The organism is Streptomyces sp. NPDC052016 (assembly GCF_044548445.1).
GTDB lineage: Bacteria > Actinomycetota > Actinomycetes > Streptomycetales > Streptomycetaceae > Streptomyces.
On sequence record NZ_JBIUBX010000006.1, the window covers coordinates 238,208 to 263,245 of the forward strand.

Below are 25,038 nucleotides of genomic sequence, written 5' to 3' on the forward strand. Positions count from 1 at the left end.
TTCGACGCGGGATGTTGAGGGAAAGTCAGCGGCTCCCCTGTTCTTTGCCGACACTTGGCGCTAGCTTCGTTGACACCAGTGGGAGCGATTCCATCAGTCGGCGCGTCCGCCACGACGTGCCCGAGCTGCAAGGAGTCGCTCATGCGACACCCCCCGCGTTCAGTACTTTTAGCCGTCACCGGCACGCTCTCCCCGACGAACCGCCCGCGCTGCGCGGCGCCGCGAACGAGCCCGTGGACGCCGACGGCGCCACTCGCCACCCGCTCGAGAACGACGCCGCGGTGGTGCTCGACCAGTTCGACGAGCCCCGCCCGGACCGCGCCACCTCCACGGCGGCCACGGCCATCCAGGGGTGGCGGTGCCGGCGGGACGGCGGCACCTGCCCCGGCATCGGGTACGAGGTCGCCGGTATGCGGGATCTCGTCGACGCCATACGGTCCACCGGCGCCCGCACCGTGATCCTCGCCGACGGATACACCCCCGGCGACGGCCTCGGTCGGCGGCCGGCCCGCCGGCCCACCGACCACGCGGGCCGTCCCGCCGCCCGGCACGTGGACGCCTTCCACACCTGCTCCCACGCGAACTGCCGGAGCTCCACGCTCTCCTGGGCCGGTCCCTCCTTCCGCGCGACGACGGAACGCCCACCGCGCACGGCATCGGGCTGCGCGCCCACCTGCGCGCCCTCACCACCCGGCACCCACAGCAACCGACCCCGCAGCAATACACACCGCAGCAACCGACCCCCGCACCGACCGACACCCGCAACCGACAAGGAAACCCGCACTCATGAGCCGTAGCAGAACAGCGATACTCGCCGCGATGGCGCTGGTCGCCGGCGCCTCCGGGACGGCCCTCGCGGTCGTCCCCGGTGACACCGGCATCGCCGCCGTGCCCTGCACCGTCGACTACAAGGTGCAGAACGACTGGGGCAGCGGCTTCACCGCCAACGTCACCGTCACCAACAACTCGGCCGCCAAGTCGAGTTGGGCGGTGAAGTGGACCTACGCCGGCAACCAGAAGGTCACCAGCGGCTGGAACGCGAAGGTCACCCAGTCCGGTACGGCCGTCACCGCGGCCAACGAGAGCTACAACGGAGCGCTGGCCACCGGCGGTTCGGTCAGCTTCGGGTTCCAGGGCACCTACAGCGGCAGCAACGCCGTCCCGACCACGTTCACCCTCGACGGCGTCACCTGCAATGTCGACAGCGGCGGCCCCACCGACCCGGGCCCGACCGACCCCGGCACCCCCGGCAGCAGGGTCGACAACCCCTACGCCGGCGCCAAGGTCTACGTGAACCCCGAGTGGTCGGCGAAGGCCGCCGCAGAACCCGGCGGCAGCCGCGTCTCCAACCAGCCCACCGGCGTCTGGCTGGACCGCATCGCCGCGATCAACGGCGTCAACGGCGGCATGGGCCTGCGCGCCCACCTCGACGAGGCACTGCGGCAGAAGGGCACCGGCGAACTCGTCGTCCAGCTTGTCATCTACAACCTGCCCGGCCGTGACTGCGCGGCCCTCGCCTCCAACGGCGAGCTCGGCCCGACGGAGATCGACAAGTACAAGACGCAGTACATCGACCCGATCGCCGCGATCCTCGCCGACTCCAAGTACGCCTCGCTGCGGATCGTCACCACTGTCGAGATCGACTCGCTGCCCAACCTCGTCACCAACACCGGCAGCCGCCCGACGGCCACCCCGCAGTGCGACGTGATGAAGGCCAACGGCAACTACGTCAAGGGCGTCGGCTACGCGCTCAACAAGCTCGGTGACGTCGCCAACGTCTACAACTACGTCGATGCCGGCCACCACGGCTGGATCGGCTGGGACGACAACTTCGTCGCCTCCGCCAACATCTTCAAGGAGGCCGCCACCGCCGAGGGCGCCACGGTGGGCGACGTCCACGGCTTCATCACCAACACGGCCAACTACAGCGCCCTGAAGGAGAACAACTTCACCGTCAACGACACCGTGGGCGGCAAGTCGGTCCGCGAGTCGAAGTGGGTCGACTGGAACCGCTACGTCGACGAGCTGTCCTTCGCCCAGGCCTTCCGCAACCAGCTCGTCTCGGTCGGCTTCAACACGAACATCGGCATGCTGATCGACACCTCCCGCAACGGCTGGGGCGGCACCGCCCGGCCCGGCGGCCCCGGCGCGCCGACGGACGTCGACACCTACGTCAACGGCGGCCGCTACGACCGCCGCATCCACATCGGCAACTGGTGCAACCAGTCCGGAGCCGGCCTCGGCGAGCGCCCGCAGGCCAACCCGGCCACCGGGATCGACGCCTACGTGTGGATGAAGCCGCCGGGGGAGTCCGACGGCTCGAGCCAGGCCATCGACAACGACGAGGGCAAGGGCTTCGACCGCATGTGCGACCCGACGTACACGGGCAACCCCCGCAACGGCAACAACCTGTCGGGTGCCCTGCCCAACTCCCCGCTGTCCGGGCACTGGTTCTCCGCCCAGTTCCAGCAGCTGATGCAGAACGCCTACCCGCCGCTGTCCTGACCGGGTGAAACGGGGCGGAGCTCCCGCCGGAACCGTGTCGGCGACGACCGTGTTCCGGCGGGAGCTCCGCCCGGCGCCGAGGGCGGCCACGTGCCCGAGGACGGAGGCCCCCACCGCGCCACCATCCCGTGCTCGAAGGGCCGGGAGCTGCCGCTTCCCGCGCCCGTTTTTTTGCCGCCTCGGCAACAGCGGTGGCCTGCGGCCGGTACGTCGGCGCACGCTGGCGGCATCCGGACGAGAGGCTGACCACCATGGCGCACCAGCAGCACGCACACCACGGCGACGAGAGCAACACCCACGGCCGTCACGGTCACGGCCACGACGGCCACGACGGCCACGACCACGGCCACCACCACGGACACGGCCATGACACCGACATCGACTGGGCCGAGATGGCCCCGCTCCTGGAGGCCCAGGCCGAGCTGTTCACACCCCTGTACGAGCGTGCCCTGACCTGGCTGGCGAGGGAGGTGACCGAGCCGGGGCTGATCGTCGACGCGGGCAGCGGCCCCGGCGTCGTCTCCTGCCTGTTCGCCGAGACGTTCCCCGGCGCGCGGGTCCTGGCCGTCGACGGCAGCGAGCCCCTCCTGGAACGCGCCCGCGCGCGGGCCGCCCGCCTCGGCCACGGCGACCGCTTCGGCACACTCGCCGGCGAGCTCCCCGGCATCCTCGACGAGATGGACTACCCGGCCGACCTGATGTGGGCCGGACGCAGCCTGCACCACCTCGGCGACCAGCGCGCCGCCCTCGCCGCGTTCGCCGAGCGACTGGCCCCCGGCGGCACCCTGGCGATCATGGAGGGCGGTCTGCCGTCCCGGTTCCTGCCGCGCGACCTGGGGTTCGGCCGCCCCGGCCTCGAGGCACGGCTCGACGCGCTGGAGGCGGAGTGGTTCGCCCGGATGCGGGCCGACCTGCCCGGCTCGGTCGCGGAGGCCGAGGATTGGGCGGCCCTGCTGAACACCGCGGGCCTGAAGCACACCCGCACCCGCAGCTTCCTCCTCGACCTGCCCGCCCCCGCCTCCGACCGGGCCCGCGCCTACATCGCCGCCTCCCTCACCCGGCTGCGCGACGGTTTCGGCGACGCCCTCGACGCCGACGACCGCGCCACGCTGGACCGGCTGCTCGACCCCCAGGACCCGGCGGGCGTCCACCGCAGGCCGGACGTCTTCGTCCTGGCGGCCCACACCGTGCACACGGCCGTCAAGCCGGCCTAGACGTCAACCCGCCCCGGCCGGGCTTGACCTGGAGAGCGCTCCAAGTGGTGGACTGCGTGCCGTCCACGCATCGCACTGGGGGTACACCATGGTCGACTCGCCCGACTCGCAGGACGCACCGGTCGCTCTGATCACCGGCGGCGGCAGCGGCATCGGCGCCGCCGTCGCGCGGCAGCTGCTGGACGCCGGACACCGGGTCACCGTCACCGGCCGCGGCGAGGAACGGCTGCGCTCCTTCGCCGCGGAGCTGGGGAACCCGGAGACGCTGCTGACGGTCGCCGGCAGCACCGCCGACTACGACTCCATACAGTCGGCGGTCGACCGTACGCTCGAGCGATACGGTCGACTGGACACCGTCGTCGCCAACGCCGGCACCGCCACCCACGACTCCGTCGCCGAGGGCGACCCGGCCGGCTGGACCGACATGGTCCTCACCAACGTGCTGGGCCCCGCCTTCCTCGTCCGCGCCTCCATCGACGCCCTCAAGGAGACCCGGGGACGGATCGTGCTCGTCGGCAGTGTCGCCGGCTTCGTGCCCACGCCGGGCAACATCTACGGGGCGACGAAGTGGGCGGTGACCGGGCTCGCGGAGAACACGCGCCGCCAGGTCACCGAGTGGGGCGTCGGCGTGACCCTGATCGCGCCCGGCCGGGTGGAGACCCCGTTCTGGGACGGCTACGGCAGCCTGCCGCCCGGGCATCTGCTGACCGCCGACCAGATCGCCGACTCCGTGGTGTGGGCGATCCGGCAGCCCGAGGGCGTCGACGTCAACACCGTCGTCGTACGCCCCGTCGGACAGCCCAACTGAACCCGTCGGGGCGCCCTCACAACGGGGGCGCCCCGACGGGGCCCAGGCGCACTCCGCGCCCGGAGACGTGTCAGGCCACGTCGAACGTGGCCGGGTCCGGGCCGATGCGCCGGTCCTCGTTCAGCGCGCTGATCGCGGCCAAATCCTCGGTGTCCAGGCTGAAGTCGAAGACCTCGATGTTCTCCTTGATCCGGGACGGCGTCACGGACTTCGGGATCACGACGTTGCCGATCTGCAGGTGCCAGCGCAGCACCACCTGGGCCGGGGTGCGGCCGTGCTTCCGCGCGATCGCGACGATCGCCGGAACCTCCAGCAGGCCCTTGCCCTGGCCGAGCGGCGACCACGCCTCGGTGGCGATGCCCTGCTCCTCGTGGAAGGCGCGCGAGGCGTGCTGCTGCAGGTGCGGGTGCAGCTCGATCTGGTTGACCGCCGGGATGACCGACGTCTCCCCGATCAGCCGCTCGAGGTGCTCCGGCAGGAAGTTGGAGACGCCGATGGCCCGCGCGCGGCCGTCCGAGAGGAGCTTCTCGAACGCCTTGTACGTGTCGACGTAGGTGTCCCGGGCCGGCAGCGGCCAGTGGATCAGGTACAGGTCGACGTAGTCCAGGCCCAGCTTCGCCAGCGAGGTGTCGAACGCGCGCAGCGTCGCGTCGTACCCCTGGTCGCCGTTCCACAGCTTGGTGGTGACGAAGATGTCCTCGCGGGGCACGCCGGAGGCGGCGACGGCCTTGCCGGTGCCCTCTTCGTTGCCGTAGATCGCCGCTGTGTCGATGCTGCGGTACCCGGCCTCCAGCGCGGTGGCGACCGCCTGCTCCGCCTCGTCGTCCGGCACCTGCCAGACGCCGAAGCCCAGCTGGGGCATCTCGACGCCGTTGTTGAGGATGATCGGGGGAACCTTGCTGCTCACGAGCTCTTGATCCTTCGGTTGTCCGTCAAGTGTTCCTTCCCATCGTCAACGATCACGAGACCTGATGCATTCCTGACAGCCGAATTCCGCCCCGCGCGCCTCAGGTGCGGTACAGCGCGTCGACCTCGTCGGCGTAGGCCTTCTCGATGGCCTTGCGCTTCAGCTTCAGCGAGGGGGTGAGCAGCCCGTGCTCCTCGGTGAAGGGCTGGGCGAGGATGCGGAAGGTGCGGATCGACTCGGCCTGCGAGACCAGGGTGTTCGCGGCGACCACGGCGCGGCGCACCTCCGTCTCGAGGTCCGCGTCACGCACCAGCTCGGCCGGCGTCAACGGCGGTTTCCGGCGCATCTGCAGCCAGTGTTCGACGGCCTCCTGGTCGAGGGTGACCAGGGCGGCGACGAACGGCCGGTCGTTGCCGACGACGATGCACTGGTTGACCAGCGGATGGTCGCGCACCCGCTCCTCCAGCAGCCCCGGCGAGACGCTCTTGCCCCCGGAGGTGACGAGGATCTCCTTCTTGCGGCCGGTGATGGTGAGGTAGCCGTCCTCGTCGAGCGAGCCGAGGTCGCCGGTGGCCAGCCAGCCGTCGTGCAGCGTCTCGTCGGTGGCCTTGGGGTTGTTGAGGTAGCCCTGGAAGACGTTGTCGCCGCGCAGCCAGATCTCGCCGTCGTCCGCGATGTGCACGGTCATGCCCGGGATGGGCCGGCCCACGGTGCCGTAGCGGGTGTGGCCGGGCGGGTTCGCCGTCGCGGCCGCCGTCGACTCCGTCAGGCCGTAGCCCTCGTAGATCTGCACGCCCGCGCCGGCGAAGAACAGGCCCAGCCTGCGGTCCATCGCGGACCCGCCCGACATGGCGTGCCGCACCCGGCCGCCCATCGCGGCGCGCATCTTCGAGTAGACCAGCTTGTCGAACAGTTGGTGCTGCAGACGCAGTCCCGCCGACGGCCCGGGCCCGATGCCCCACGCCTTCGCCTCCAGCGCCTCCGCATAGTCCACGGCCACCGCGACGGCCTTCTCGAACGGCCCCGCCTTGCCCTCCCGCTCCGCCTTGCGGCGCGCGGCGTTGAAGACCTTCTCGAAGATGTACGGCACGGCCAGGAAGAACGTCGGCCGGAACGCGGCCAGGTCGGGCAGCAGGGCGGCCGCGTTCAGCTGCGGCTGGTGACCGAAGCGCACCTTGCCGCGGATCGCGGCGACCTGCACCATCCGCCCGAAGACGTGCGCGAGCGGCAGGAACAGCAGCGTGGCCGCCTCGTCGCCCTTGCGGGAGTGGAACACCGGCTCCCAGCGCTCGATGACGGTGTCCGCCTCGAACATGAAGTTGCCGTGCGAGAGGACACAGCCCTTGGGGCGGCCCGTCGTGCCGGAGGTGTAGATGACCGTGGCGACGGAGTCGGGCGTGACCGCCTCCCGGTGCCGGTGCACCACGTCGTCCTCGATGGAGGCGCCCGCGTCGTACAGCTCCTGCACGCACCCCGCGTCCAGCTGCCACAGCCGCCGCAGCCGCGGGAGGCGGTCGATGACGGTGGCGATCGTCATCGCGTGGTCCTCGTGCTCCACGACCGCGGCCGTGACCTCCGCGTCGTACAGCATCCAGAAGCACTGTTCGGCCGACGACGTCGGGTACACGGGGACGACCTGGGCGCCGATGGTCCACAGGGCGAAGTCGAAGAGGGTCCACTCGTAGCGGGTGCGGGACATGATCGCGACACGGTCGCCGAAGCGGACGCCCTGCGCGAGCAGGCCCTTGGCGAGGGCGAGCACCTCGTCACGGAACTCGCCCGAGGTCACGTCCCGCCACTCGCCCTGCTCGTCCTTGCGGCCGAGAGCGACGTGCCGCGGGTCCTCCTGGGCGTGCCGGAAGACGACGTCGGCCAGTCCGCCCACCGGCGGTGCCAACGCCAACGGAGGGTTGGAAAACTCGCGCAAACCCCACACCCCGCTTCTCATGGCCGCACAGCGCGTGAAAGCTACCCCACGCCTGCGCGGGAGGGGAGAGGGCCGGAAAGCGAGCGATGCTCTCGTCTGCGCTGGTCAGTGCAGGAAAATGGGCTCACATGCGGAAGGGTCGGACAGAAAACTGACGACGGAGTAAGTTTCGGTGCCGTAATCTCCACCGAATCTGCCCGACCCGCTTACGCGGCCCGCCCTCCGCCGCGAAGCACGGCTCCGGGTCGGTTCGCTCTTCTCCTCTCAGCGCGGGAGCGACGGATTCCGTTACACCACGGGCATCGCCGCAGGCGCACTGCGGGCATCCCCGCAGGCGCACTCCGGCGTCACCACGGGCATCACCGAAAAGCCGCCGCCGCACCCGCCCCACGCGGGGCCTCAGGCGCCCGTACCCGCCCCTGACCCCCGGTCCGGCCCGCCGGGGCGCGGGCGCGGCCCCCGCCGGTGCAGCCGGTCGCCGCCCGCCAGGATCGCCGCCGCCAGCGCGTCCGCCGCGCCCTGGGCGGACGTACGGCGCCGGCCGTGCACCAGCACGAAGTCCACCCGGCCCAGCTCCGGCAGGCCCGACCGGTCGGGGACGCGGACCAGACCGGGCGGAATCAGCCCCCGCGAATGCGCCATCACCCCCAGGCCCGCGCGGGCCGCCGCGACGAGCCCGTTCAGACTGCCGCTGGTGCACACGATCCGCCACGCCCGTCCCTGCCGCTCCAGCGCCTCCAGCGCGAGGGCCCGGGTGATGCCCGGCGGCGGGTAGACGATGAGCGGCACCGGCCGGCCGGGCTCCACGCGCAGCCGCTCCGCGCCGATCCACACCAGCTCGTCGTGCCAGACCAGCTCACCGCGCGGGTCCTCGGGCCGCCGCTTGGCCAGCACCAGGTCCAGCTTCCCGGCCGCGAGCTGTTCGTGCAGCGTCCCGGACAGCTCCACCGTCAGCTCCAGGTCGACCTCCGGGTGGTCGTGCCGGAAGCCCTCCAGGATCTCCGGCAGCCGGGTCAGCACGAAGTCCTCGGAGGCGCCGAAACGCAACCGGCCGCGCAGCCGGGTGCCGGTGAAGAACGCCGCGGCCTGCTCGTGCACCTCCAGGATCCGGCGCGCGAAACCGAGCATCGCCTCGCCGTCCTCCGTCAGCTCCACCGAGTGCGTGTCCCGCGTGAACAGCGTCCGCCCGGCCGCGTCCTCCAGGCGCCGTACGTGCTGACTCACCGTGGACTGGCGCAGCCCGAGCCGCCGGGCGGCCTGGGTGAAACTCAGGGTCTGGGCGACCGCCAGGAAGGTACGCAGCTGAGAGGGGTCGTACACCCCTGCCACGGTACCCGCTCATCGCGGATCGTGATGACAGTCAGAACGGTATGACGGATTCCCGATCACGGAGGTCAGGAGGACGATGGAGGGGGGCCCTCCGGGCCCGCGCACCGACGGAACGAACGAGCAAGTGGAGCACCGTGAAACGCCTGCGCCTGCCGAGCTGGATGCCGATCGACCCGTACATCCTGCTGTTGCTCGGGACGGTGGGCCTCGCGGCGCTCCTCCCGGCGCGCGGCACCGCCGCCGACGTGGCCTCCGGCGCCTCCACCGCCGCGATCGCCTTCCTCTTCTTCCTCTACGGCGCCCGCCTGTCCACCCGGGAGGCGCTGGACGGGCTGAAGCACTGGCGACTGCACGTCACCGTCCTGGCCTGCACCTTCATGGTCTTCCCGCTGCTGGGCCTGGCCGCCCGCGGTCTCGTCCCGGTGTTCCTCACCGAGCCGCTCTACCAGGGGCTGCTCTTCCTCACCCTCGTCCCCTCCACCATCCAGTCGTCGATCGCGTTCACCTCCATCGCCCGCGGCAACGTGCCCGCCGCGATCTGCGCGGGCTCCTTCTCCTCCCTCGTCGGCATCGTCGTCACCCCGCTGCTGGCGGCCTCCCTGCTCGGCAGCACCGGCGGCGGCTTCTCCGCCGACTCCCTCGTCGAGATCGTGCTGCAGCTCCTCGTGCCGTTCGTCGCCGGACAACTGCTGCGGCACTGGATCGGCGGCTTCGTCGCCCGCCACAAGAAGGTCCTCGGATACGTCGACCGCGGCTCGATCCTCCTCGTCGTCTACACCGCGTTCAGCGAGGGCATGGTCCAGGGCGTCTGGCACCAGGTCAGCCCCGTCCGGCTCGCCGGACTCCTGGCCGTGGAGGCCGTCCTCCTCGCCGTCATGCTCGCGCTGACCTGGTACGGCGCCAAGGCGCTGCGCTTCGGCCGGGAGGACCGCATCGCCATCCAGTTCGCCGGCTCCAAGAAGTCCCTCGCCTCCGGGCTGCCCATGGCGAGCGTCCTGTTCGGCGCGCACGCCTCCCTCGCCGTGCTGCCGCTGATGCTCTTCCACCAGATGCAGCTCATGGTGTGCGCGGTGATCGCCAAGCGCCGCTCCCGTGACCCGGAGCCGGAGACCGCCACCGCGCCCGCGCCGCCCGCGGCGTCACGCACCGCGGTCGACACCGGGCGCCGTGCCCGCTGAGCCGCACCCCGTACGGCCGGCTACGGGCGTCCTTCCGCGTACGGCGCCACAGCCCACCGCCGGCACCGCGCCTCGCCGCCGCCCACCGCCGCGCGCCGGTGAACGCCGTCGAACGCCGGCCGTTCACGGACCTGTTGATCCGGATTTCCGGCACGGACGGCTGCCGAGGGTTAACGTTCCGTCATGACCGTACCCCTCGCGCTCGACGCCCCGCGTACCGCACTCGTCCTGGTCGATCTGATGGACCGGATCGTCGCGCTGCCCCTGGAGCCCCGCAAGGGCACCGAGGTACTGGCCGTCGCCGAGGAGCTGGCGGGCACGTTCCGGGCGGCCGGGGCCCTCGTCGTCCTCGTCCGCGTCGAACGCCCCGGCGTCGCCGAACAGCCGCCCGGCAGCGCCCTCGCCCACGGCCTGCCGCGCGAAGGCGACCTGGAGATCGTCAAGCGGACCGTCGGCGGCTTCCAGGGCACCGGCCTGGACGACCGACTGCGCCGGCACGGCGTCACCACCCTCGTGTTCGGCGGCATCGCCACGAACCTCGGCGTCGAGTCCACCGCCCGCGCCGCCGGCGACCTCGGCTACGACCTCGTCTTCGTCGAGGACGCGATGGCCGCGCTCACCGGCGCCGAGCACGAGGCGTCGGTACGGCTAGACTTCCCCCGGCTGGGCACGGTCGTACGCGCCGGCGACGTACGGTTCACGACCGGGCGAGCCGGAGACTGAGACGGGGCCCCTGCGGCGCAGGGGGCGCTCCCCGCCGGTCGGGGCCCCGCCGCCGTGCCGCGGGCAACCGCCTCAGCCCCGGGCGGCCGCGGTCCGCAGGGCGATGCGGTCCTCACCCGCGTACACGTTCATGGAACTGCCCCGCAGGAAACCCACCAGCGTCAGCCCGGTCTCCGCGGCCAGGTCCACCGCCAGCGACGAGGGCGCCGACACCGCCGCGAGCATCGGGATGCCCGCCATCACGGCCTTCTGCGCCAGCTCGAACGAGGCCCGCCCCGACACCAGCAGGATCGTCCGCGACAGCGGCAGCTCGCCGTTCTGCAGGGCGCGGCCGACCAGCTTGTCGACCGCGTTGTGCCGGCCCACGTCCTCCCGGACGTCCAGCAGCTCGCCGTCCTCGGAGAACAGGGCCGCCGCGTGCAGCCCCCCGGTCCGGTCGAACACCCGCTGGGCCGCGCGCAGCCGGTCGGGGAGGCTCGCGAGCAGCTCCGGTTCGACACGGACCGGGGGAGTGTCGGCGATGGGCCAGCGGGCCGTCGTACGGACCGCGTCCAGGCTCGCCTTGCCGCACAGGCCGCACGAGGACGTGGTGTAGACGTTCCGCTCGAGGGTGATGTCGGGGATCGTGACGCCGGAGGAGGTCTTCACGTCCACGACGTTGTAGGTGTTCGAGCCGTCCACGGTCGCGCCCGCGCAGTAGACGATGTTCAGTACATCGGATGCGGCAGCCAGTACACCCTCGCTGACCAGGAATCCGGCCGCCAGCGCGAAGTCGTCGCCGGGCGTGCGCATGGTGATGGCGAGCGGCTTGCCGTTGAGCCGGATCTCCAGCGGTTCCTCCGCGACGAGCGTGTCCGGCCGGCTGGACACCGCCCCGTCGCGTATGCGGAGCACCTTGCGTCGTTCGGTGACTCGTCCCATGTCGTGATCAGCCCCGGTTCTGTACGTGCTGGTAGCCGAAGCGGCCCTTGATGCAGAGGTTGCCGTGGGTCACCGGGTTGTCGTGCGGCGAGGTGACCTTCACGATCTCATTGTCCTGCACGTGGAGCGTGAGGTTGCAGCCCACGCCGCAGTACGCGCACACGGTCGTCGTCCGCGTCTGCGCCGACTCGTCCCAGGTGCCCGCCGCCCGCCGGTCGAACTCCGACTTGAACGACAGCGCCCCCGTCGGACAGACCTCGATGCAGTTCCCGCAGTACACGCACGCCGAGTCCGTCAGCGGCGCGTCGTGCTCGACCGCGATCCGGGCGTCGAAACCGCGCCCCGCCACGGAGATCGCGAAAGTGTTCTGCCACTGGTCACCGCAGGCGTCGACGCACTTGTAGCACAGGATGCACTTGTCGTAGTCGCGGACGTACAGGTCGTTGTCCACCCTCGGTTCCTCGTTCACCCGCGCCGCACCGGGGCCGAAACGATCCGGCTTCGCCTCGTACTCCTTGATCCATTCCGCGACCTTCGGCGTCGTGGACAGATCGACCGACGACGCGAGCAGTTCGAGGACGACTTTGCGGCTGTGCCGGGCGCGCTCGGTGTCGGTACGGACCTCCATGCCGGTCTCCGCCCTGCGCGAGCACGCCGGGACCAGGGTGCGCGACCCCTCGACCTCCACCACGCAGACACGGCAGGCGTTCTTGGGCGTGAGCGTGTCCCCCTGGCACAGCGTCGGCACGTCCTTCCCCGCCGCCCGGCACGCGTCCAGGATCGTGGAACCCTCCGGCGCGCGGACCGGCTCGCCGTCGATGGTGAACTCCAGCAGCCGACGCGGGATCCCCAGCGGTGTCACGGTCATTCGTACGCCCCCAAGCGGTCGATGGCGGATTCCACGGCGTTCCACGCGGTCTGTCCCAGGCCGCAGATCGAGGCGTCCCGCATCGCCCGCCCGACCTCCCTGAGCAGGGCGATGTCGTCGGCGGCGGCCGCGCCGGTGCGCTCCACGATCCGCTGCAGCGCCTCCTCCTGCCGGACGGTCCCGACCCGGCACGGCACGCACTGCCCGCACGACTCGTCACGGAAGAACTCGGCGATGCGCAGCAGGAGCCGGGGCAGCGGGACCGTGTCGTCGAAGGCCATCACGACCCCCGAGCCGAGCGTCGTACCCGCCTCCCGCGTGCCCTCGAAGGTGAGCGGGATGTCGATCTCGTCCGGCCGTACGAAGCCGCCGGCCGCCCCGCCGAGCAGCACCGCGCGCAGCCGGCCGCGCACCCCGGCCCGCGCGAGCAGCTCGCCCAGCGTCGCACCGAACGGCAGCTCGTAGACCCCCGGCCGCTCCACACTGCCCGACACGCAGAACAGCTTCGGACCGGTGGACCTCCCCGTGCCGATCGCCGCGTACGCCGCCGCCCCCATGGTCAGGATCGGCAGCACGTTCACCAGCGTCTCCACGTTGTTCTCGGCCGTCGGCTTGCCGAAGAGGCCCTTCTCCACCGGGAACGGCGGCTTCGAGCGCGGCTCGCCCCGGTAGCCCTCGATGGAGTTGAACAGGGCCGTCTCCTCACCGCAGATGTACGCGCCCGCGCCGCGACGGATCTCGATGTCGAAGGCGTAGCCCTGGCCGAGGATGTCGTCGCCGAGCAGACCACGCGCCCGCGCCTGGTCGACCGCATGCTGCATACGGTGTATCGCCCGCGGATACTCGCCGCGCAGATACAGGTAACCCCGGTGCGCGCCGACCGCGTACGCGGCGATCGTCATCGACTCCACCAGCGCGTACGGATCACCCTCCATCAGCACCCGGTCCTTGAAGGTGCCCGGCTCCGACTCGTCGGCGTTGCACACCAGGTAGTGCGGGTGGTCGGGCTGCGACGCGGTGGCCTGCCACTTGCGCCCCGTGGGGAAGGCGGCGCCGCCGCGCCCGACCAGCCCGGAGTCGGTGACCTCGCGGATGACGCCCGCCGGGCCGAGCGCGAACGCGCGGCGCAGCGCGCTGTAGCCACCGTGGGCACGGTAGTCGTCGAGGGACGACGGGTCCACGACACCGACGCGGCCCAGCAGCAGGAGACCGGCGTCACCCGTCTGCGGGACCGCCGCCACCGCGGGCGGTTCCTCCGGCGCGGAGTCCGGCGCGGTGGCGGCGAGCACGGCCTCGCGTACGGTCGCCGGCGCCGACACCGCCGTACGCACCGGATCGCCCGCCCGGATCGCCAGGGCGGCCGGGGCGCGTTCGCACAGGCCGAGACACGGACTGCGCTCGACGTGCACGCCTGGACCGACGCCGGAGACGACGCCCTCGCACAGCTCCCGCGCGCCGGCGGCCGTGCACGCCAGGTCCGTGCACACGTGCAGCACGGTCGAGGCACGCGGCCTGACGGAGAACATCGCGTAGAAGGTGGCGACCCCGTACGCCTCCGCGGGCGGCACGGTCAGCCGGCGGCACAGGTAGTCCAGGGCGCCCTCGCTGATCCAGCCGACCCGGTCGTTGATCGCGTGCAGCCCCGGCAGCAGCAGGTCCCGTCGGTCGCGGGCCTCCCGTCCGCCGCGCGCCCACCGCAGGTCCGCGTCCGTGCGGTCGGCGCCCTCCCAGGCGGACTGCGGGGGGCCGAGCAGGGCGTCGACGGCCGCCCGTTCGTCGTCCGTCGGCTTGCTGTCGCCGAAGTGCAGGTCCACGACGTCACCTCACACTGGTCGGGGCCGGGAGCTTCTCGATCCGGATCGCCGACGCCTTGAACTCCGCCGTCCCCGCGATCGGGCAGTTGGCCTCGATCGTCAGCCGGTTGGTGTCCACCTCGTCGGGAAAGTGCATGGTCATGAAGGCGAGCCCGGGCCGCAGCGCGGTGTCGACCCACACCGGGGCCACCACCGATCCGCGCCGGGACGCCACCCGGACCTCCTCGCCGACCACCACTCCGTAGCGCTCGGCGTCCTCCGGGCACAGCTCGACGTACTCCCCGCGCCGCAGCGGGGAGGCGTAACCGCCGCTCTGCACACCGGTGTTGTAGGAGTCGAGCCGCCTGCCGGTGGTCAGCCGGATCGGGTACTCCTCGTCCGTCAGATCGACCGGCGGATCGTGCCGCACGATCCCGAACGGCGCCCGCCTCCCCCGCCGCTCGGGGTCCTTCTCCCACAACCTGCCGTGGAGATAGGTGGGTTCGAGGCGTTCGGTGCTCGGACACGGCCACTGGATGCCCTGGTGCTCCTCGAGCCGGTCGTACGTCATCCCGTAGTGGTCCGGGGACACCGACCGCAGCTCGTTCCACACGGTCTCGGCGTCGGCGTACTTCCAGTCGTGGCCGAGACGGGCCGCCAGGTCGCAGAGGATGTCGATGTCCTCCCGGGCCTCACCGGGAGGCGTCACCGCACGCCGTACCCGCTGGACCCGCCGCTCGCTGTTGGTGGTGGTGCCCTCGGTCTCCGCCCAGCCGGCGGTCGCCGGCAGCACGACGTGCGCCAGCTCGGCCGTCTTCGTGAGGAAGATGTCCTGGACGACGAGGAAGTCCAGCGCCCTCAGCCGCCGCACGGCCTGCTCGCTGTCGGCCTCCGACTGCGCCGGGTTCTCACCGATGCAGTAGACGGCCTTCAGGGCGCCGTCCTCCATCGCCTCGAACATCTCCGTCAGGTTCAGCCCGTAGTGCGGCTGGATCACGGTGTCCCAGGCCGACTCGAACTTCAGCCGTACCTCCGGATCGAGGATGTCCTGGAAGCCGGGCAGACGGTTGGGGATGGCGCCCATGTCGCCGCCGCCCTGCACGTTGTTCTGGCCGCGCAGGGGCTGCAGCCCCGAACCGTACCGGCCGACGTGTCCGGTGAGCAGGGACAGGTTGATCAACGCGCGGACGTTGTCGGTGCCGTTGTGGTGCTCGGTGATGCCGAGGGTCCAGCACAGCTGGGCGCGCTCGGCGCGCGCGTAGGCGTGCGCCAGCTCCCTTATCGCCGCCGCCGGCACGCCGGTCACCTTCTCGGCGAGCGACAGCGTCCACGGCTCCACGAGGGCCGCGTACTCCTCGAAACCCGTGGTCGCCCGCTCGATGAACGCCCGGTTCGCCAGCCCGGCGTGGATGATCTCGCGGCCGATCGCGTGGGCCATCGGGATGTCGGTGCCCACGTTGAGGCCGAGCCAGCTCTCCGCCCACTCGGCGGTGGACGTCCGCCGCGGGTCGACCGCATACAGCCGACCGCCGTTCCGGACCCCCTTGAGGACGTGCTGGAAGAAGATCGGATGCGCGTAACGGGCGTTGGAGCCCCACATCACGATGACGTCCGTGTGCTCGATCTCCTCGTACGAGGACGTCCCCCCGCCCGAGCCGAAGGCGGCCGACAGGCCGGCGACGCTCGGCGCGTGACACGTCCGGTTGCAGGAGTCGACGTTGTTGGTGCCCATGACGACCCGGGCGAACTTCTGCGCCACGTAGTTCATCTCGTTCGTGGCCCGCGCGCAGGAGAACATGCCGAACGCGCCGCGCGCGGCGGCCAGGCCGCGGGCCGCGCGGTCCAGCGCCTCCTCCCAGCTCGCCGGCCGGAACGGTTCGTCGCGGGAGTCGCGGACGAGTGGACGGGTGAGCCGGGTGTAGGTCTTCGGTCCGCGTTTCCTCGTGCTCTTCATGCGGCGCTCCTCAGCGCGAGCAGGTCCGAGATGGCGTGCACGGTGCGCAGCGTGGGCACCTCGACGCCGGTGATCTCCGCCAGCTCGACGACCGCCGCGAGCAGTACGTCGAGTTCGAGCGGTTTGCCGCGCTCCAGGTCCTGGAGCGTGGAGGTGCGGTGGTCGCCGACGCGCTCGGCACCCGCGAGCCGGCGCTCGATGGAGACGCCCACCTCGCAGCCGAGGGCCTCGGCGACGGTGAGCGTCTCGCGCATCATCGTCTCGATGACCTGGCGGGTGCCGCCGTGCAGGCACATCTGCCGCATGGTCGCTCGGGCCAGCGCGCTGATCGGGTTGAAGGAGATGTTGCCGAGCAACTTGAGCCAGATGTCGTTGCGCAGGTCGGGCTCGACCGGGCACTTCAGCCCGCCCGCCTTCATGGCCTCGCTGAACGCCAGGCAGCGCTCCGAGACACTGCGGTCGGGCTCGCCGACCGAGAACCGGGTGCCTTCCAGGTGCCGTACGACGCCCGGCCCTTCGAGCTCGGTGGCCGCGTAGACCACGCAGCCGACGGCCCGTCGGGGCGCGAGCACCGCACTGACCGCGCCGCCCGGGTCCACGCTCTCGACGCGGTGGCCGTCGTAGGGGCCGCCGTGCCGGTGGAAGTACCACCAGGGAATGCCGTTCTGAGCGGCGATCACCGCCGTGGTCTCGTGCAGAAGGGGCTCGATGAGCGGCCCGCACGCCGCGTACGAGTTGGCCTTCAGGCCGAGGAAGACGTAGTCGACCGGGCCGATCTCGCCCGGGTCGTCGGTGGCGTGGGCGCGGGCGGTGAAGTCGCCGCGCGGGCTGAGCACCCGTACCCCGTGCCGCCTCATGGCCGCGAGATGCGGTCCACGGGCGACGAGGTGGACGTCGGCGCCGGCGCGGTGGAGCGCGGCACCGACGTAGGCGCCGATCGCACCGGCGCCGAGGACTGCGACTTTCATGGTGAGGGAGCTCCGTTCGGTCGAGGGTACCGAGGAACTGCCGAACGCTGTCGACTGAATATTGTCTACAGTATGGTGGTGGGGGCGGCAAGGGTCCGCGCAGCACCACGGGCGGCAAGGTCCGCGCGCCACCACGGACGGCGGGGGTCCGGCATCATTACGGCCGCCCGGAAGACGACCGCCCCGGACCGCGCCCCTCGCGGCAACCGGCCCGTCCGACGACCGTTCGGCGCATCCTGCATACCGCTCACCGCATACGGTCGACGCGCCGTCTTCTCAACTCCCGCGCCGCTTCCTACCGTTCCGGACTCATGAGTCCCCCTGTCGCCCCACCCGGCTGGAGCCGCTGGCTCGTCCCCCCGGCCGCCCTCTCGGTCCACCTCTCCATCGGACAGGCCTACGCCTGGTCCGTGTTCAAGCCGCCGCTGGAGTCCGCCCTCGGCCTCAGCGGCACCCAGAGCGCACTGCCCTTCCAGCTCGCCATCGTCATGCTGGGCCTGTCCGCCGCGTTCGGCGGCACCCTCGTCGAACGCAACGGCCCCCGCTGGGCGATGACCGTCGCCCTGGTCTGCTTCTCGTCCGGCTTCCTGATCTCCGCCCTCGGCGCCGCCACCGAGCAGTACTGGCTGATCGTCCTCGGCTACGGCTTCGTCGGCGGCATCGGCCTCGGCATCGGGTACATCTCACCCGTCTCCACCCTCATCAAGTGGTTCCCCGACCGGCCCGGCATGGCCACCGGCATCGCCATCATGGGCTTCGGCGGCGGCGCGCTCATCGCCTCGCCCTGGTCGGCGCAGATGCTGGAGTCGTTCGGCGCCGACCACTCCGGGATCGCCCTCGCGTTCCTCGTCCACGGGCTCTCGTACGCGCTCTTCATGCTGCTGGGCGTCCTCCTGGTACGGGTGCCGCGAGCCGCGGAGCCGGCCGCCGGCGACGGGCCGGCCGCCGTGCAGGGGGTGCAGGTCTCGGCCCGCAGCGCGGTGCGCACCCCGCAGTTCTGGTGCCTGTGGGTCGTGCTCTGCATGAACGTGACCGCCGGCATCGGCATCCTGGAGAAGGCCGCCCCGATGATCACGGACTTCTTCGCCGACACCTCCACACCCGTGTCCGTGACGGCCGCCGCCGGCTTCGTCGCCCTGCTGTCGGCGGCCAACATGGCGGGCCGCATCGGCTGGTCGTCGACCTCGGACCTCATCGGGCGCAAGAACGTCTACCGCCTGTACCTGGGCGCCGGCGCCCTCATGTACGCGCTGATCGCCCTCGTCGGCGACTCCTCCAAACCCCTGTTCATCCTGTGCGCGCTGGTGATCCTCTCCTTCTACGGCGGAGGATTCGCGACCATCCCCGCCTACCTCAAGGACCTGTTCGGCAGCTACCAGGTCGGCGCGATCCACGGGCGCCTGCTCACCGCCTGGTCCACGGCCGGCGTCCTCGGCCCGCTGATCGTCAACTGGATCGCCGACCGGCAGGAGGAGGCCGGCAAGCACGGCTCGTCCCTCTACACCCTCTCCCTGTTCATCATGATCGGGCTGCTCGCCGTCGGATTCGTCGCCAACGAACTCGTCCGCCCCGTCCACGTCCGCCACCATCACGTCCCCGCCCCGAGAGAGGCCGCCGATGCCGCACGACCCCCGTCCCAGCAGCCCGAGTCCGCCTGACCTCGCCCACCCCCGGCCCGGCTCCGGCGAGGGGAGCCGCACGCCGCTCATCGCCTTCTCCTGGCTGTGGGTGGGAGCGCCGCTCGCCTACGGACTGTACGAACTCGTGCGGAAGGCGACGCAGTTGTTCACCGGGTAGGCGCGCCGCGGGGCCCGGCGCCCTGCCGCACGCTCGGTCGCGGGCGCCCGAGCGCAGACGGGGAACGCACTGTTCGGGCGTCCGGGGGTTAGAGGGAAGCCGACAACCCCGGCGCCCGATTCCTGTCGCTTCACCTGACGTCGTACCCGTGAGTCACTGATCAGACTGGTGCATCCCGCTACCCACGGCACCGAGGGGACCACCCAATGAACGGCTCGCGCATCGCCGCCGTCGGCCACTACCAGCCCGCCAGGATTCTCACCAACGAGGACCTGGCGGGCATGGTCGACACCAGTGACGAGTGGATCAGGAGCCGGGTGGGCATCAGCACGCGCCACATCGCCGAACCCGACGAGCCCGTGGACGAACTGGCCGCGCACGCCGCCGCCAAGGCGCTCGCGACGGCCGGGCTCACGCCCGCCGACATCGACCTGGTGCTGGTCGCGACCTCCACGGCCGTCGACCGCTCACCCAACATGGCCGCCCGGGTCGCCGCCCGCCTCGGCGTCCCGCGCCCGGCCGCGATGGACGTCAACGTCGTGTGCGCCGGGTTCACCCACGCCCTGGCCACCGCCGACCACACCGTGCGGGCGGGCGCCGCGAGCCGGGCCCTGGTCATCGGCGCCGACAAGATGTCCGAGGTGACCGACTGGAGCGACCGCACCACCTGCGTCCTCGTCGGCGACGGAGCCGGCGCCGTCGTGGTCGAGGCCTGTCCCGCCGGCGCCGAGCCCGGTATCGCGCCCGTGCTGTGGGGCTCGGTGCCCGAGATGGGGCACGCGGTGCGCATCGAGGGGCAGCCGGCCCGGTTCGCGCAGGAGGGGCAGAGCGTGTACCGCTGGGCCACCACCCAGCTGCCGCCGCTCGCCCGGCAGGCGTGCGAGCGGGCCGGGCTCGCGCCGGCGGACCTCGCCGCCGTCGTCCTGCACCAGGCGAACCTGCGCATCATCGAGCCCCTCGCGGAGAAGATCGGCGCCGTCAACGCCGTCGTCGCCCGCGACGTCACCGAATCGGGGAACACCTCCGCCGCCAGCATCCCGATCGCCTTCTCCAAGCTGGTGGAGCGCGGCGCCATCTCCAGCGGCGACCCGGTGCTGCTCTTCGGCTTCGGCGGCAACCTGTCGTACGCGGGGCAGGTCGTACGCTGCCCGTGACGGGCGGCGCCCGGCGGCCGGGCGGGGGCGATGTGACGCGGTCGACGGCGCCCGGCCCTGGCTACAGTGGGCCGTAGACTGTAGACGAAAGACAATCGATACTGGCTTTCCGGCTGCAGGCGCCCGGCGCCCGGCGCTGCCCAGGAGGGGGACCGACCGATGTTGTCGACAGGACTGCCGCAGGGTGCGGTGCCCAAGCTCGAACGCCCCGGCCCGCTGCGCGAACGCGTCTACGAGGCGCTGCTGGAGCTCATCACCACCCGCGCGCTGCAACCCGGACAGCACCTCGTCGAGAGCGAACTCGCCGGCCACCTCGGCGTCTCCCGCCAGCCCGTGCGCGAGGCGCTCCAGCGGCTGAACACCGAGGGATGGGTCGATCTGCGGCCCGCCCAGGGCGCGTTCGTGCACGAGCCCACCGAGGAGGAGGCCGACCAACTCCTCACCGTGCGAACCCTGTTGGAGGCGGAGGCCGCGCGGCTCGCCGCCTCGCACGCCGACAAGGCCGGCATCGAGGCGCTCGACGAGATCCTGGCGCAGGGCATGCTGGCCGTCGCCTCCGACGACGTGGACGCCGCCGTCGCCCTCAACGCCCGCTTCCACGCCAAGATCATGGAACTCGCGGGCAACGCGGTCCTCGCCGAGCTCGCGGCGCAGGTCGACCGCCGGGTGCGCTGGTACTACACGCCGATCGCACGGCAGCGCGGACACCAGTCCTGGATCGAACACCGCGACCTCATCGCCGCGATCTCGGCGGGGGACGAGCAGCGCGCCACGCAGCTCATGCGCGAGCACACCGAGCACACACGCCGTTCTTACCACGCACGTCAGGGGGCTTAGCGCGGCTGGGCGACGCGCGGATCGGCTGCGGCGGATCGCCTGGGGCGGATCGCGGCTCGCGGTGGACCGTCTACGGCCGTCGTCCACGGGAGGGCGGGTCGGCGGGCCTGCGGCCGACAGCCGACAGCCGACAGCCGGTGAGCCGGAGGGGAGCCGGGCCGTCTCCGTGGAACGGGGCAGCATCCGGCGTCGGGCAACGCCCAGCCCCACGAGCGCTTGAACGCACCGGCCCACCCACCTTTGTCCTGCGAGTGGAGAAAGTCGGCGGCAATGCACGCACGACTTCTTCCCACTCCCGGCGACCGCTGCTACGTTCCCCTCCAAAGCCCGACGACAGGCGGTCGATTGAGGCGGGGAGGGGCTCGTGAGGCGCATGACGGCACGACCCGCGAACGCGCATCAGGCGCGGCTGCTCAAGCTGCTGCGCGACGGCGGACCCAACTCCCGCGCCCAGCTCGGCGACCAGGTCGACCTGTCGCGGTCCAAGCTGGCCGTGGAGGTGGACCGCCTCCTGGAGACGGGCCTCGTGGTGGCCGACGGACTCGCCGCCTCGCGCGGCGGCCGCCGCTCCCACAACGTCCGGCTCAACCCCCACCTCCGCTTCCTCGGCGTCGACATCGGCGCGACCTCGGTCGACGTCGCGGTCACCAACGCCGAACTGGAGACCCTCGGACACCTCAATCAGCCCTTCGACGTGCGCGAGGGACCGGTCGCGGTGTTCGAGCAAGTCCTCGCCATGGCCGCGAAGCTGAAGGCGACGGGACTCGCCGAGGGCTTCGACGGCGCGGGCATCGGCGTACCCGGGCCGGTCCGCTTCCCCGAGGGCGTACCGGTCGCGCCGCCGATCATGCCCGGCTGGGACGGCTTCCCCGTACGGGAGGCGCTCAGCCAGGAACTCGGCTGCCCCGTCATGGTCGACAACGACGTGAACCTCATGGCGATGGGGGAGCAGCACGCCGGCGTCGCCCGCAGCGTCGCCGACTTCCTCTGCGTCAAGATCGGCACCGGTGTCGGCTGCGGCATCGTCGTCGGCGGCCAGGTCTACCGCGGGACGACCGGCAGCGCCGGCGACATCGGGCACATCCAGGCCGTACCCGACGGACGCCCCTGCGCCTGCGGCAACCGGGGCTGCCTGGAAGCCCACTTCAGCGGCGCGGCCCTGGCCCGCGACGCGGTGGAGGCGGCGCGGCAGGGCCTCTCGGCGGAACTCGAGGCGCGGCTGGAGACGCACGGCGGCCTCACCGCCGCCGACGTCGCCGCCGCGGCCGCCGCGGGCGACGCCACCTCCCTCGACCTGATCCGCGAGGGCGGCAACCGCGTCGGCCAGGTCATCGCCGGACTCGTCTCCTTCTTCAACCCCGGCCTCGTGGTGATCGGCGGCGGGGTGACCGGCCTCGGCCACAACCTGCTCGCCGCCATCCGCACCCAGGTCTACCGCCAGTCACTGCCCCTGGCGACCGGCAACCTGCCCATCGTCCTCGGGGAGTTGGGACCCACCGCCGGTGTGATCGGCGCGGCCCGCCTGATCAGCGACCACCTCTTCTCACCCGCGTGACACCACCCCCGTAACCACACCTCTCCCCTCCCGGCCGCACAAGGCTCCTTCCACTCGCACAGAGCTGTTCACCCCCCCGCACGGCGCCCTGCTCTGCCCTGCTCCGAGACCGCCCCACCTCGGCCGCGTCGTCCACACCGCGCCCGCCCGCGAACTCGACGAACACCGCGTACCCGACCTCGTCATGGAAGGAAGCCCGCCGTCATGACGCAGCCCGTCTCCCCGACCGGAGGCAGTGCCGACAAGGTCCCCTCGGCCACCGGGGGCCCGGCCTGGCGTGCCCTCCTGTTCCGTGCCGACGTCCGGACCCTCTCCCTCCTCGGCGTCCTCGCCGCGCTGATCGTCATCGGCGGCATCACCAGACCCGACGAGTTCCTCGACACCCGCAACCTCCAACTCGTCCTCACCCAGGCCTCGGTGATCGGCGTCGTCACCGTCGGCATGACCTTCGTCATCACCTCCGGCGGCATCGACCTGTCCGTCGGCGCGATCGTCGCCCTCGCCTCCGTGTGGGCGACCACCCTCGCCACCCAGGAGTACGGCTTCGGCGGCATCCTCCTCACCTCCGTCCTCGTCGGCCTGGGATGCGGCCTGGTCAACGGCCTGCTCATCGCGTACGGCGGGATGGTCCCCTTCATCGCCACGCTCGCCATGCTCGCCTCCGCCCGCGGACTCGCCCTGCAGATCACCGACGGCAAGACACAGATCGTCACCGTCGACGGCATCCTCGACCTCGGCGAACGCGACGCCTACGTGCTCGGCGTACCGCCCCTCGTCATGGTGTTCGCCGTCGTGACGATCATCGGCTGGCTGGTGCTGAACCGCACCACGTTCGGCCGGCGCACCGTCGCCGTCGGCGGCAACGCGGAGGCCGCCCGGCTCGCCGGCATCGACGTACGCCGCCAGCGCCTCTACCTCTACCTGCTCTCCGGACTGTGCTGCGGCATCGCCGCCTTCCTGCTGATCATCCTGTCCGGCTCGGGCCAGAACACCAACGGCAACCTCTACGAACTCGACGCCATCGCCGCCGCGATCATCGGCGGCACCCTCCTCAGCGGCGGCCGCGGCACGATCACCGGCTCCGTCCTCGGCGTCCTGATCTTCACCACGATCACCAACATCTTCGCCCTGAACAACCTGCAGAGCGACGTCCAGCAGATCGCCAAGGGCGCGATCATCGTCGCCGCCGTGCTGGTCCAGCGCCGTACCGCGAGCACGACCTGAGGAAAGGGTTCACCGCCATGCCAGAGCCGACGTCATTCACGAGCCGCTTCACCAGCCGCAGAGGACTGCTCCTCACCACCGCCGCCGTCTCGGCCGGCACCCTCCTCACGGGTTGCACGAGCAACGACCCCAAGGAGGAACCGGCGGCGAACGATCAGCCGGCCGCCGACGACAAGCCCGGCAAGCAGGTCACCATCGGCTTCGCCGGCCCTCAGGCCGACCACGGCTGGCTCAACGCCATCAACGACAACGCCAAGAACCGCGCGAAGAAGTACTCGGACGTCACCCTGGAGATCACCGAGGGCTCCAACGACACCGCCCAGCAGATCGGCCAGATCGAGACCCTCATCAACAAGAAGGTCGACGTCCTGGTCGTCCTCCCCGCCGACGGCAAGGCCCTCACCCAGGTCGGCCTGAAGGCGATGCGGGCCGGCATCCCCGTCGTCAACCTCGACCGGATCTTCAACACCCCGCAGGCGTACCGCTGCTGGATCGGCGGCGACAACTACGGCATGGGCCTCAACGCCGGCCACTACATCGGCGAGAAGCTCAAGGGGAAGTCCGACGCCCGCGTCATCGAACTGGCCGGCCTGGACAACCTCGAACTGACCAAGCAGCGCACCCAGGGCTTCGACGACGCCCTGAAGAACTACCCGAACATCAAGAAGGTGGCCCGCCAGGCCGCCGAGTTCACGGTCGAGTCCGGGCAGGCCAAGATGGCCCAGCTCCTGCAGGCCCAGCCGAAGTTCGACGCGCTGTGGAACCACGACGACGACCAGGGCGTGGGCGCGCTGCGCGCCATCGAACAGGCAGGCCGGGACGACTTCCTGATGGTCGGCGGCGCCGGCGCCCTCTCCGCCTTCCAGGCGATCAAGCAGGACGACGGCGTCCTGAAGGCGACCGTCCTGTACCCGCCGACCATGGCCGCCTCCGCGATCGACCTCGCCCGCGCGCTCGGCCAGGGCAAGGGCGTCGGCGGCCTCGCCGAGTTCGAGATCCCCGCGTCGATCACCCTCTACTCGGCGGTCGTCGACAAGGAGAACGTCGACCAGTACATGTCCACCGGGTTCCGGTGAGGCGGACGGCCCGGCCGGGGCGGGAACGCCGACCACCGGCCGGGCCCGTACCGGACACGGCCCGAAGCCGCCTCGCGCGTCCGGGCCACCGGCCGCCCGCACGGCACGCCGCCGGTCGTGTCCCGTGCGGTCCCGCCGGACGGCGACCACCGGTGCCGGACCCACCCCGACCCACCGCCCGGCCGGGCCCACGCCCGCCGCTCCCGGGCCACCGCCCGCCCTGAGGCGCCCGCGCCCGAAGAGCCCGCGCCGCCCACCGCGCAGGCCGCACCCCCCACCGCGCCACGACGAGGAGGACAC

The 25,038-nt window shown here is 71.7% G+C and carries 21 protein-coding genes; 13 read left to right on the forward strand and 8 right to left on the reverse strand.

The features are described from left to right. Positions 1-233 precede the first annotated feature (233 nt). From ACIHAR_RS10520 to ACIHAR_RS10535, 4 genes are all read left to right on the forward strand, one after another. Positions 234-797 (forward strand): hypothetical protein, encoded by a 564-nt coding sequence (locus ACIHAR_RS10520; RefSeq protein WP_400018522.1) that lies wholly within the window; start codon positions 234-236, stop codon positions 795-797. Then, entirely contained in the window at positions 787-2,505 is a 1,719-nt protein-coding gene (locus ACIHAR_RS10525) for a glycoside hydrolase family 6 protein (protein WP_365457835.1), read from the forward strand. Before ACIHAR_RS10520 ends, ACIHAR_RS10525 begins: the two co-directional genes overlap by 11 nt. Positions 2,506-2,756: 251 nt before the next feature. After that, the gene (locus ACIHAR_RS10530; protein ID WP_400018525.1) at positions 2,757-3,719 is read left to right on the forward strand and encodes a class I SAM-dependent methyltransferase; all 963 of its coding nucleotides are present in this window, start codon (positions 2,757-2,759) and stop codon (positions 3,717-3,719) included. Between the two features lie 88 nt (positions 3,720-3,807). Next, entirely contained in the window at positions 3,808-4,527 is a 720-nt protein-coding gene (locus ACIHAR_RS10535; RefSeq protein ID WP_400018527.1) for an SDR family oxidoreductase, read from the forward strand. Positions 4,528-4,597: 70 nt separating this feature from the next. On the opposite strand, the gene ACIHAR_RS10540 is transcribed toward ACIHAR_RS10535, so the two are convergent. The 3 genes from ACIHAR_RS10540 to ACIHAR_RS10550 all read right to left on the reverse strand — a co-directional run bounded on the left by ACIHAR_RS10540 (position 4,598) and on the right by ACIHAR_RS10550 (position 8,681). Beyond that, on the reverse strand, positions 4,598-5,434 hold the full coding sequence (locus ACIHAR_RS10540; protein WP_365457838.1) for an aldo/keto reductase: 837 nt from the start codon (positions 5,432-5,434) through the stop codon (positions 4,598-4,600). Between the two features lie 100 nt (positions 5,435-5,534). Then, positions 5,535-7,361 carry an AMP-dependent synthetase/ligase gene (locus tag ACIHAR_RS10545; RefSeq protein ID WP_365457840.1) on the reverse strand — a complete coding sequence of 609 codons (1,827 nt, stop codon included), beginning with the start codon at positions 7,359-7,361 and terminating at the stop codon, positions 5,535-5,537. A 399-nt stretch (positions 7,362-7,760) separates the two neighbouring features. Continuing rightward, complete coding sequence (locus ACIHAR_RS10550; RefSeq protein ID WP_400018530.1) at positions 7,761-8,681, reverse strand: LysR substrate-binding domain-containing protein; 921 nt, start codon at positions 8,679-8,681, stop codon at positions 7,761-7,763. Positions 8,682-8,851: 170 nt separating this feature from the next. Here ACIHAR_RS10550 and ACIHAR_RS10555 point away from each other — a divergent pair, with 170 nt between their 5' ends. Continuing rightward, positions 8,852-9,868 carry a bile acid:sodium symporter family protein gene (locus ACIHAR_RS10555; protein WP_365458538.1) on the forward strand — a complete coding sequence of 339 codons (1,017 nt, stop codon included), beginning with the start codon at positions 8,852-8,854 and terminating at the stop codon, positions 9,866-9,868. Positions 9,869-10,051: 183 nt separating this feature from the next. Further along, positions 10,052-10,591 carry an isochorismatase family protein gene (locus tag ACIHAR_RS10560; protein WP_400018533.1) on the forward strand — a complete coding sequence of 180 codons (540 nt, stop codon included), beginning with the start codon at positions 10,052-10,054 and terminating at the stop codon, positions 10,589-10,591. Positions 10,592-10,663: 72 nt separating this feature from the next. Here the strand turns inward: ACIHAR_RS10560 and fdhD are convergent, their stop codons facing one another. From fdhD to ACIHAR_RS10585, 5 genes are read right to left on the reverse strand one after another with little or no spacing between them, the layout of a single operon-like run. Beyond that, positions 10,664-11,512, reverse strand: a complete 849-nt coding sequence (gene fdhD / locus ACIHAR_RS10565) for a formate dehydrogenase accessory sulfurtransferase FdhD (protein WP_365457849.1) — start codon at positions 11,510-11,512, stop codon at positions 10,664-10,666. A gap of 7 nt (positions 11,513-11,519) precedes the next feature. Next, positions 11,520-12,380, reverse strand: coding sequence for a 2Fe-2S iron-sulfur cluster-binding protein (locus tag ACIHAR_RS10570; protein ID WP_400018535.1), 861 nt, complete (start codon positions 12,378-12,380; stop codon positions 11,520-11,522). Further along, positions 12,377-14,194 carry an NADH-ubiquinone oxidoreductase-F iron-sulfur binding region domain-containing protein gene (locus ACIHAR_RS10575; RefSeq protein WP_400018538.1) on the reverse strand — a complete coding sequence of 606 codons (1,818 nt, stop codon included), beginning with the start codon at positions 14,192-14,194 and terminating at the stop codon, positions 12,377-12,379. The genes ACIHAR_RS10570 and ACIHAR_RS10575 overlap by 4 nt, the downstream gene beginning before the upstream one ends. A 4-nt stretch (positions 14,195-14,198) precedes the next feature. Then, entirely contained in the window at positions 14,199-16,127 is a 1,929-nt protein-coding gene (locus ACIHAR_RS10580) for a molybdopterin-dependent oxidoreductase (RefSeq protein WP_365457858.1), read from the reverse strand. Continuing rightward, positions 16,124-17,095 (reverse strand): 2-dehydropantoate 2-reductase, encoded by a 972-nt coding sequence (locus ACIHAR_RS10585; protein ID WP_365457861.1) that lies wholly within the window; start codon positions 17,093-17,095, stop codon positions 16,124-16,126. Before ACIHAR_RS10585 ends, ACIHAR_RS10580 begins: the two co-directional genes overlap by 4 nt. A 311-nt stretch (positions 17,096-17,406) precedes the next feature. On the opposite strand from ACIHAR_RS10585, the gene ACIHAR_RS10590 reads away from it, so the two are divergent. The 7 genes from ACIHAR_RS10590 to ACIHAR_RS10620 all read left to right on the forward strand — a co-directional run bounded on the left by ACIHAR_RS10590 (position 17,407) and on the right by ACIHAR_RS10620 (position 24,738). Then, entirely contained in the window at positions 17,407-18,753 is a 1,347-nt protein-coding gene (locus ACIHAR_RS10590) for an OFA family MFS transporter (RefSeq protein WP_400018540.1), read from the forward strand. Further along, positions 18,713-18,892, forward strand: coding sequence for a hypothetical protein (locus ACIHAR_RS10595; protein WP_365457867.1), 180 nt, complete (start codon positions 18,713-18,715; stop codon positions 18,890-18,892). The genes ACIHAR_RS10590 and ACIHAR_RS10595 overlap by 41 nt, the downstream gene beginning before the upstream one ends. A gap of 206 nt (positions 18,893-19,098) precedes the next feature. Further along, on the forward strand, positions 19,099-20,046 hold the full coding sequence (locus ACIHAR_RS10600) for a beta-ketoacyl-ACP synthase III (RefSeq protein ID WP_400018543.1): 948 nt from the start codon (positions 19,099-19,101) through the stop codon (positions 20,044-20,046). Positions 20,047-20,205: 159 nt separating this feature from the next. Beyond that, the gene (locus ACIHAR_RS10605) at positions 20,206-20,883 is read left to right on the forward strand and encodes a GntR family transcriptional regulator (RefSeq protein WP_365457873.1); all 678 of its coding nucleotides are present in this window, start codon (positions 20,206-20,208) and stop codon (positions 20,881-20,883) included. Positions 20,884-21,256: 373 nt separating this feature from the next. Then, a complete protein-coding gene (locus ACIHAR_RS10610) occupies positions 21,257-22,438 on the forward strand; it encodes an ROK family transcriptional regulator (protein ID WP_365457876.1) in 1,182 nt (393 codons plus the stop codon). Between the two features lie 204 nt (positions 22,439-22,642). Continuing rightward, positions 22,643-23,662 (forward strand): ABC transporter permease, encoded by a 1,020-nt coding sequence (locus ACIHAR_RS10615; RefSeq protein ID WP_400018546.1) that lies wholly within the window; start codon positions 22,643-22,645, stop codon positions 23,660-23,662. Between the two features lie 17 nt (positions 23,663-23,679). After that, positions 23,680-24,738, forward strand: coding sequence for a substrate-binding domain-containing protein (locus ACIHAR_RS10620; RefSeq protein WP_400018548.1), 1,059 nt, complete (start codon positions 23,680-23,682; stop codon positions 24,736-24,738). Positions 24,739-25,038 lie beyond the last annotated feature (300 nt).